At 58.8% G+C, this 9,814-nt stretch carries 8 protein-coding genes; all 8 read left to right on the forward strand.

What is annotated here, in order from left to right:
* Positions 1–7 precede the first annotated feature (7 nt).
* The 8 genes from O2N63_RS11690 to O2N63_RS11725 are packed head-to-tail and all read left to right on the forward strand — an operon-like array spanning position 8 to position 9,671.
* The gene (locus tag O2N63_RS11690; protein WP_271054446.1) at positions 8–856 is read left to right on the forward strand and encodes a carbohydrate ABC transporter permease; all 849 of its coding nucleotides are present in this window, start codon (positions 8–10) and stop codon (positions 854–856) included.
* On the forward strand, positions 853–2,937 hold the full coding sequence (locus O2N63_RS11695) for an alpha-galactosidase (RefSeq protein WP_271054447.1): 2,085 nt from the start codon (positions 853–855) through the stop codon (positions 2,935–2,937). Before O2N63_RS11690 ends, O2N63_RS11695 begins: the two co-directional genes overlap by 4 nt.
* Entirely contained in the window at positions 2,934–4,643 is a 1,710-nt protein-coding gene (locus tag O2N63_RS11700; protein WP_271054448.1) for an IlvD/Edd family dehydratase, read from the forward strand. Before O2N63_RS11695 ends, O2N63_RS11700 begins: the two co-directional genes overlap by 4 nt.
* Entirely contained in the window at positions 4,643–5,407 is a 765-nt protein-coding gene (locus O2N63_RS11705; RefSeq protein ID WP_271054449.1) for an SDR family NAD(P)-dependent oxidoreductase, read from the forward strand. Before O2N63_RS11700 ends, O2N63_RS11705 begins: the two co-directional genes overlap by 1 nt.
* A gap of 5 nt (positions 5,408–5,412) precedes the next feature.
* Positions 5,413–6,318, forward strand: a complete 906-nt coding sequence (locus O2N63_RS11710; RefSeq protein ID WP_271054450.1) for a 2-dehydro-3-deoxygalactonokinase — start codon at positions 5,413–5,415, stop codon at positions 6,316–6,318.
* The gene (locus tag O2N63_RS11715; RefSeq protein WP_271054451.1) at positions 6,315–6,920 is read left to right on the forward strand and encodes a 2-dehydro-3-deoxy-6-phosphogalactonate aldolase; all 606 of its coding nucleotides are present in this window, start codon (positions 6,315–6,317) and stop codon (positions 6,918–6,920) included. The genes O2N63_RS11710 and O2N63_RS11715 overlap by 4 nt, the downstream gene beginning before the upstream one ends.
* Positions 6,917–7,762 carry an SMP-30/gluconolactonase/LRE family protein gene (locus tag O2N63_RS11720; protein WP_271054452.1) on the forward strand — a complete coding sequence of 282 codons (846 nt, stop codon included), beginning with the start codon at positions 6,917–6,919 and terminating at the stop codon, positions 7,760–7,762. The genes O2N63_RS11715 and O2N63_RS11720 overlap by 4 nt, the downstream gene beginning before the upstream one ends.
* 7 nt (positions 7,763–7,769) lie before the next feature.
* A complete protein-coding gene (locus O2N63_RS11725) occupies positions 7,770–9,671 on the forward strand; it encodes a beta-galactosidase (protein ID WP_271054453.1) in 1,902 nt (633 codons plus the stop codon).
* The last annotated feature ends 143 nt before the right edge of the window (positions 9,672–9,814 follow it).

Below are 9,814 nucleotides of genomic sequence, written 5' to 3' on the forward strand. Positions count from 1 at the left end.
AATCAATATGTTCCCGACACCGATCGAAAAACGTCCCCGCAGTGCCCAAATCACCTATCAGGCCCTGGTGCCGCTTGCCTTGATCATGTGGCTTCTGCCCTTGATCGCAGTCGCGCTGTTTTCCATTCGACCTCTCACGGATTTCACGAATGGGAATTACTGGGGGCTGCCCTCATCCTTTGAGTTCTTCACCAATTACGGCAAGGTGTTTCTGGAATCAGACATGCCGCAATACATGATGAACTCGATCCTGATCACCGTTCCGACGGTGATCGGTGCTGTGGCCCTATCTTGCATGACCGGCTTTGCCCTTGGCATCTACCGCTTCCGTGGCAACCTGATCATTTTCTTCATGTTCATCGCGGGCAACTTTGTGCCCTTCCAGATCCTGATGGTGCCGGTGCGTGACCTGACCGTGTCGGCCGGGCTTTACGACACCAAGCTGGGGCTTGTGCTGTTTCACATTGCCTTCCAAACTGGGTTCTGCACGCTCTTCATGCGCAACTTTATTCGCGCCCTGCCGTTTGAACTGATCGAAGCGGCACGCGTCGAAGGCATCGCCGAATGGCGTATCTTCTGGTACGTAGTGATGCCCTTGATGAAACCGGCCATTGCGGCGCTTTCTGTGCTGATCTTCACCTTCATCTGGAATGACTATTTCTGGGCGATCGTGCTGACACAAGGCCCAGACGCCCAACCCGTGACCGCAGGCATCACCTCTTTCAATTCGCAGTTTGTTGCGCAATATCACCTGATGAGCGCAGGCAGCATTGTTGCCGCCCTACCGCCTGTCGCGATGTTCTTTCTGATGCAACGCCACTTTATTGCAGGTCTCACACTTGGAGCCGTGAAATGATCCAAACTTGGTTGCTTCAGGACAGGCGCCAAAGCCTGGTACTCGCAGCAGAACGCGAGCAATTGCCCGAGGTGATCTATTGGGGTCCGCGCCTTCCGGACGGTGAAGATCTGAACGCACTGGCCCAGGCGCATCAGATGGATGTGACCGGTGGGATGCTCGACCAGAACCCGGAATTATCGATTTGCCCCGAGGCCAGCCGCAGCTTTCCGGGACAGCCCGGCTTGATCCTGCGCGCGGGTGACGGCACGCCACTTTTGCCAAATTTCCGTTTTGAAAACGCCTCCGAGAAAGAGAACAGCCTCACCTTCAGCTATCGAGACCAAGCGAACACACTGACCTATCGGGCGCATTTTACGATCCACCCGGTCTCGCACATGATCACCGCACGGGCCGAGATCGACGCCGACGCGCCGGTTCATCTGCATTGGCTGTCCGCCCCGGTCTTCCCCGCTCCACAAAACTCGAACGAGGTGATTGATTTCTCTGGCCGCTGGTGTGGTGAATTTCAGATAAACCATACGCCATGGTCCGCCGGGATGCGTGATCGTGAAAACCGCACAGGCCGCACCGGGCATGAACATTTCCCCGGTCTGATCGTCCCCTGCAAGGGCGCCACCAACACGCGCGGCCACGCCTATGGGTTTCACTACGGCTGGTCAGGGGGGCATCGCATGATTGCCGAGGAACTGCCCGATGGCCGTCGTCAGATCCAGTTCGGCAACGCGACGATGACGGAGCACGCGCCACAGCGCAAATTCACCTCTGCTCCGCTTTACGCAATATTTTCCGATGATGGGATCAATGGCTGCGCCGTGGGTTTCCAGCGCCACCTGCGCGACGGGATCCTGCGCTTCCCGAACCCTGACCGCCCGCGCCCGGTGCATTACAATTGCTGGGAAGCCGTCTACTTCAACCACACCCTGCCCGAGTTGAAAGAGATCGCCGAGCGCGCCGCCGCCTTAGGGGCCGAGCGGTTTGTGCTGGATGACGGCTGGTTCGGCAAGCGTGACGATGACACACGATCACTGTCCGACTGGGAAGTGGATCGACGCAAATATCCCGACGGGCTGGGACCGCTGATTGACCATGTTCAAGGGCTTGGCATGAGTTTCGGCATCTGGTTCGAACCCGAGATGATTAACCCGGACAGCGACACGTACCGCGCCCATCCGGATTGGGTATTGGGCGATGTAGATCAGATCCTTGGGCGGCATCAGATGGTGCTGAACATGGCGCTACCCGAAGTGCAGGACTTCCTGGTTGAGCGGATCAGCGCGGTCCTGTCAGAGTATGAGATCGACTATATCAAATGGGATCACAACCGCGTTCTGCCCATCCCTGACGCAGCGCAGGCCCGTGGCTCTTATGCGCTGATCGACCGGCTGCGTGCCGCCTTTCCCCATGTGGAAATCGAAAGCTGTTCATCGGGCGGTGGCCGGATTGACTTTGGCATTCTCGAACGCACCCACCGTGTGTGGCTGTCCGACAGCAATGATGCGCTGGAGCGGCTGCGCATCCAGCACAATGCCGCGATCTTCCTGCCAATGGTTGTAACTGGTAGCCATGTGGGACCGCGTCATTGCCATACATCTGGCCGGGTGATCGACATCCGGATGCGCGCCTGGGTCGCCGCCCAGCGACATATGGGATTCGAAATGGATCCGCGCGAATTGACCGAAGACGAGGTCGAAGTTCTCACTCGCACAACCACCTGGTGGAAGTCCAATCGCGACTGGATGGCGCAGGCAGATATTCTGCGGCTCGACAGTGCTGACCCATCGCTGATTGCAGAGCAACATTTGGCTCAAGAAGGTAACAAATTTGTTGTTTTTGCCGGGATCACCGACACCTCGCGCCAGATCACGCCACGCCCTTTACCGCTGACGCGCCTCAGCCCTGGGGCGAGGTATCGCATCGAACTGGTCAATCGCCACGACGCACCTGCCCTGTCACGCGGCGATCCAGCCCTGAAAACCGGTCCGCTGGAGCTGAGCGGGCAATACCTTATGAACCATGGACTTATGCTGCCATGGCAATTCCCACTGAACATGTGGGTGATCGAAGGAACCAAACTATGAGCAAGGAAAGACGCAATCGCGGCTGGTATGGGATGCTCGACAAAGACGGGTTCATCCGCCGGTCATGGATGAAGAACCAGGGTTTTCCGGACCATGCCTTTGACGGGCGGCCGGTGATTGGCATCTGCAACACCTGGTCAGAGCTGACCCCTTGTAATTCAGGCCTGCGCGAACTGGCCGAAGGGGTGAAACGTGGCGTGTGGGAGGCAGGAGGCTTTCCGGTCGAGTTTCCAGTCATGTCGCTCGGTGAAACCCAGATGAAGCCCACCGCGATGCTGTTTCGTAACCTGCTGGCGATGGATGTGGAAGAGAGCATCCGCGCCTATGGCATGGATGGCGTTGTGCTGCTTGGTGGCTGTGACAAGACCACGCCGGGGCAGTTGATGGGGGCCGCATCCGTGGATCTGCCCTCGATTGTGGTATCGTCCGGTCCAATGCTGAACGGCAAGTGGAAAGGCCGCGACCTGGGGTCCGGCACTGATGTGCGCAAGTTTGCCATGGATGTGAAAGCGGGCGATATGACGCTCAAGGATTTCATGGCAACAGAAAGCGGCATGTCGCGTTCCAAAGGCGTTTGCATGACCATGGGCACGGCCTCGACCATGTCATCCCTGTGCGAAGCGATGGGGCTGGCCCTGCCAATGAACGGCACCCTGCCCGCCGTCGATGCCCGCCGCATGGCGCTGGCCCATATGACCGGCAAACGCATTGTCGAGATGGTTGAGGAAGACCTGAAGCTTTCCGACGTTCTGACCAAGGAAAGCTTTGAAAACGCAATTCTGACCAACGCCGCTCTGGGGGGGTCAACCAATGCTGTGGTGCATCTATTGGCGCTGGCGGGTCGGGTTGGCATTGACCTGTCCATGGACGACTTCGAAATCGGAGGGGAAATTCCGCTTCTGGTCAACTGTATGCCCTCGGGCAAATACCTGATGGAAGACTTCTGCTATGCAGGCGGTGTTCCAGTGGTGCTGAAGGAAATCGCCCATAAACTACGGCAGGCAAACACTGTGATGAGCAAGGACATTTCACATTACTACGATGAGGCCGAATGCTATAATCGCGAAGTGATCTTTGCGTATGATGAACCTCGCAAACCAGCCGCCGGGCTGCGCGTCCTGCGGGGAAATCTGGCGCCGAATGGTGCAATTGTGAAACCGTCCGCCGCCTCGGGCCATCTGCTCGAACACGAGGGCGAGGCCTATGTGTTTGAAAGCATCGAAGAGCTGAAGGCCAATATTGACCGTGATGACCTGCCGGTGGATGAGAATTCCATTCTGGTTCTGAAGCATTGCGGGCCCAAGGGCTATCCGGGGATGCCCGAAGTGGGTGACATGCCGGTGCCTGCAAAACTGGTGAAAGAAGGTGTGCGGGACATTGTCCGCGTCTCTGATGCCCGTATGTCGGGCACCGCCTTTGGCACTGTGGTGCTGCACGTCGCCCCCGAGGCCACGGCGGGTGGTCCGCTTGCGCTTGTCAAAACGGGCGACCGGATCAAACTTTCGGCCTCGGGTGGCGTCTTGGAACTTCTGGTGGATCAGGCCGAGCTCGACAAACGCCGTGCCGCCTGGTCCCCACCTGCCCCCCACTACACGCGCGGCTATGCGAAGATGTATGTCGACCATGTTCTGCAGGCCGATAAAGGCGCGGATCTTGATTTTCTGGTGGGCAAGGACACCCGCCCTGTCACACGGGAGAGCCATTGATGACAGCCACCTTCCATGACCTCAAAGGCACCTCTGTCTTCATCACCGGTGGTGGATCCGGCATTGGTGCGGCGCTTACCGAGGGGTTCCTGCGCCAAGGCGCCAAAGTCGGCTTCATTGGCCGCTCGGATGCCTCGGAATTTGTTGACCGGATGGAAGCCGAGACCGGTAATCGCCCGTATTTCGTACAGGGAGACATCACCGACATTCCCGCCCTGAAAGCGGCAATGGAGGACTGCGCGCACCGGAATGGGTCGATCACCGTGCTGGTGAACAACGCCGCCAACGACCAACGCCACAGCACCGAAGACGTGACCGAAGAGTTCTGGGATTGGGCGCAGGCCGTGAACCTGAAGGCCTATTTCTTTGCCTGTCAGGCAGCAGTCGCAGGGATGCGTGCAGGCGGAGGCGGCTCCATCATCAACTTCACCTCGATCAGCTACATGATGGGCAACACCGGCTATCCCGCCTACACCACTGCCAATTCCGGCATCAACGGGATGACCCGATCACTGGCGCGCGAGTTCGGAGCTGACAAGATCCGCGTGAACGCGATTGCCCCCGGCTGGGTGCTGACGCAAAAACAACTCGACATGTGGGCTGAGCCGGAAGCTCTGGCCGCCCATCTCGACCGTCAATGCCTCAAGGAACATCTCACACCCGAAGACATTGTCGCCTCGACCCTTTTTCTTGCCTCATCTTCCAGCCGAATGATCACCGGGCAAGCCCTTGTGGTTGATGGTGGTGTTGTGGTGACAGGGTGACCGCTATGACATCATTCCCCGACTGGATTGCCGTGGATTGGGGCACCTCTCATGTGCGAGTCTGGCTGATGACGCGGGATGGGCAGGTGCTTGACCGGCGCGACAGCGACAAGGGTATGGGAAAGCTGACGCGAGATCAGTTTGCCCCGACCTTGGCCGAGCTTCTGTCGGATGTGCCCGACGCCTCCTCTTGCCCTGTTATCATCTGCGGCATGGCGGGGGCACAACAGGGCTGGGTCGAAGCCCCATATGTGGCCACCCCCTGCGCCCCTCCCGGGGCTGAAATTGCCACCCGCGTTCCTGAAACGGACTGGGATGTGCGTATCCTGCCCGGCGTCAAACAGATGCACCCAGCAGATGTGATGCGCGGCGAGGAAACCCAGATCGCGGGGCTTTTGCTTGAAGATCAGAACTTCGAAGGCACCCTTTGCCTGCCTGGCACTCATAACAAATGGGTACGCATCAAGGCGGGTCAGGTTACCGAGTTTCGCACATTCATGACCGGTGAGATTTTTGCCCTGATCAGCACGCAGTCCGTCCTGCGTCATTCCGTGAACACAACCGACCATGATCAAAAGGCGTTTGAAGCTGCACTGGAAAGCGCCATGGCGGACCCATCTTCCATCGCGGCCAATCTCTTTTCACTGCGTGCGGAGGGGCTTTTGCACGGCCTTCCCACCGACACCGCGCGTGCGCGCCTGTCTGCCCTGTTGATCGGTGCTGAACTGGCCGCCACACGTCCTTTTTGGCAAGCGGAAGAGGTGTTAATCCTCGGTGAAGGCGACGTGGCACGCGCCTATGAAGCGGCACTGGCAAAGGCCGGCGGCACCGCGCGCTGTGTGGATGCCGAAACACTGACATTGGCCGGATTGAAATCCGCCTACGCAAAATTGGGAAAGGCCGCTTCATGAGCCGCAACATCATCGCCATCCTGCGCGGGATCACCCCGGATGAGGCAACAGACGTTCTCGACGCATTGATTGCCGCCGGGATCACCACAATCGAAGTGCCGCTGAACTCACCTGATCCGTTCGACAGCATCGAGCGCATGGTGAAACACGCGGGCGACCGGGCGGTGATTGGCGCCGGGACCGTGTTGGATGTGACCTCAGTCGAGCGTCTGGCGGGGATCGGTGCGCAGCTTGTTGTATCGCCCGATTCCAACCCGGAGGTCATCAAAGCCACCAAAGCGTATGCGATGGCCTCTTATCCCGGCGTCCTGACCCCAACTGAAGCCTTCTCAGCCTTGCGCGCTGGGGCAGACGGGTTGAAGTTTTTCCCAGCCTTCAAACTGGGCATCGACGGGTTCAAGGCTCTGTCGGCGGTCCTGCCTGCGGGTACCAAATCCTACGCAGTGGGGGGCGTCGGCCCGGATGATTTCGCAAGCTGGCTGGATGCGGGGATCACCGGGTTCGGCATGGGGTCAAACATCTACAAGCCCGGATGCTCGGCCGAACAGGTTGCAAAGCTCGCCGCCGAAATTGTCACCACATACGACAAGGCTTTACGATGACGGCTGAGGTTTTTTCCCAAACAATCTGCACCCTTGGTGAAGGCGCGTTCTGGCATCCGGAGCGCGCGCAGTTCTTCTGGTTCGACATTCTGGGAAAACGCCTGCTGACCCGGGTCGGTGACGAAGAACAGAGCTGGCAGTTTGATGACTGTGTTTCGGCCGCAGGTTGGGTGGATCATGACACGCTGATCATAGCCAGTGCCAATGCCCTTTGGCGGTTCAACATTACATCCGGCGCACGAGAGAAACTGGTCGATCTGGAAGCGGACAATCCCGTGACCCGTTCCAATGACGGGCGGGCCGACCCACAGGGTGGATTTTGGATCGGTACGATGGGCTATAACGCCGAACCCGGCGCTGGGTCGATTTACCGCTATTATTGCGGAGAACTGCGAAAGCTTTACGACAAGATCACCATTGCAAACGCAATCTGTTTTGCTCCGGATGGTCGCCTCGCCTATTTCACCGATACCAAGGATGGTCGGGTGATGTGCCAGGCGCTCGACGGGCAAGGCTGGCCAATTGGCGATCCAGAGACTTATCTGGATCTGCGCGATCAGAAGTTTGGGGCAGACGGTGCTGTGGTGGACGCGGCTGGCCATTTCTGGAATGCGCAATGGGGCGCAGGGCGTGTGGCATGTTATGATCCCACAGGCGCGCTGATTGAAACCCACGCGGTGCCAACCCCGCAAGCTTCTTGCCCCTGTTTTGGTGGAGCAGAGCTCACCACTCTTTATGTCACCACCGCAGCGGATGGTCTGGCCGACGACACAATGGCGGGCAAAACCTTTGCCATCCAAACCAACACCAAAGGCCAACCCGAGCACCGGGTCATATTGTGAGAACACCATGAAACGCACATTGGGCACCTGCTATTACCCCGAACATTGGCCGGAAGAAATCTGGGCAGACGATGCGCGCCGGATGGCCGAGGCTGGGCTGACCTGGGTTCGGATTGGCGAGTTTTCATGGTCGCGCCTTGAACCCACCTCGGGCGATCTGCGCTGGGAATGGTTGGACCGTGCAATTGATACGCTGGGTGCGGTTGGGCTGCGCGTGGTGCTCGGCACCCCCACGGCCACGCCGCCGCGTTGGATGATCGACAAACACCCAGATATGCTCGCCGTGGATGCCGACGGCCGCCCGCGCAAATTTGGCTCGCGGCGGCATTATTGTTTTAGCCACTTGGGCTACCGCGAAGAAAGCCGCCGCATCACCCGTCTGATGGCAGAGCGGTACGGGCAGAACCCACATATTGGTGCCTGGCAGACCGACAATGAATATGGCTGCCATGACACAACGATTTCTTATTCTGATGCGGCACGGGACGGATTTCGCAATTGGCTCGCGGGCCGCTACGGCGACATCAACACTCTGAACGAAGCTTGGCGCAATATCTTCTGGTCGATGGAGTATCGCAGCTTTGACGAGGTGGATCTGCCAAATTTGACCGTCACAGAACCCAATCCCCCCCATGTGCAGGATTTCCGCCGCTACACATCCGACATGGTGGTGACATTCAACAAGATTCAAGTCGACGAGATCAAAGCCCAATCCAAAGCGCCGGTGTCGCACAACTATATGGGCCGGGTCACCGATTTCGACCATTTCGCTGTGGGCGCGGATCTGGAGATTGCCACGTGGGACAGCTATCCGCTTGGGTTTCTTGAAGACAGGGTTGGCGCGGATGCCGACCATCAACGCGCCTATGCGCGCCAAGGGGACCCGGATTTTCAGGCCTTCCACCACGATCTCTACCGCGCCGTGGGCCGCGGTCGCTGGTGGGTCATGGAGCAGCAGCCCGGCCCGGTGAACTGGGCGCCCTACAATCCCTCTCCCTTGCCCGGAATTGTGCGCCTGTGGACATGGGAGGCGTTTGCCCATGGTGCCGAAGCGGTCTGTTATTTCCGCTGGCGCCAAGCCCCCTTTGCGCAGGAGCAGATGCATGCAGGTCTATTGCGCCCTGACAGCAAGGATGCCCCGGCCATTCACGAAGCACGTGAGGTCGCGGCAGAGCTTGCAGATGCGCCAGAAGTACGCCCCCATCAAGCCCCTGTCGCGTTGATTTTCGACTATGATTCTGATTGGGCCTGGAACACGCAGCCACACGGGGCGGGGCTGAGTTACTTCTCGCTGGTCTTTGACCACTACAGGGCTTTGCGACGTGCAGGGCTTTCGGTGGATATCGTGCCGCCATCTCAGACCGATTTCACCAATTACAGGCTGATCATGGCACCCGGTGTGATGCACCTGATGGAGGGGCTGAAACAAGCCCTGTCCAAGGCGGAAGGGTATGTTGCCTATGGTCCGCGCACGGGCGCGCGGGACGCGGGTTTTAAGATTCCCGTGCCACTGCCCCCGGCCATATGCGGGCTGGATGTTACCATATCGCGGGTGGAAAGCCTGCGCCCTGACATGCCGGTTGCCCTTCAGGGGGATGGTGCGGTCACGGGCTATCTGGAAGAGTTGGTCGGCCAAGCACCGGTCTTGCTCGAAACCCAGACAGGCGCGCCAGTTCTGGTGGGGGACAATTCGCACAGCTATTGCGGCGCATGGCTAGATGCTGACGGGCTGGACCGTCTGGTAGAACAACTCTGCCTGCGAGTTGGGATTGAACGGCAGGTGATGCCGGAAGGGGTGCGCACCCGCAGGACCGCAAGTGAAGAGTTCTGGTTCAATCATCGGGCAGAAAGCGTGGACACTCCGGTTGGCCCCCTGCCCCCGGCGGGTGTGCTGCGGCGCGTATTGTGAGCGGCGAGGTACTCCACTGGACCAGTCGCTGCCCCTTGGGAGAGTGTCAGTTTTAAAGGGCAAAGGAGATATGAGGATGGTTTAATATCCCTATTCTGCTCTCCGGGAGGATCGCGTCCTTAAGATTTCCACGGTCTGGAGGG

Source organism: Aliiroseovarius salicola (assembly GCF_027891095.1).
Lineage (GTDB): Bacteria > Pseudomonadota > Alphaproteobacteria > Rhodobacterales > Rhodobacteraceae > Aliiroseovarius > Aliiroseovarius salicola.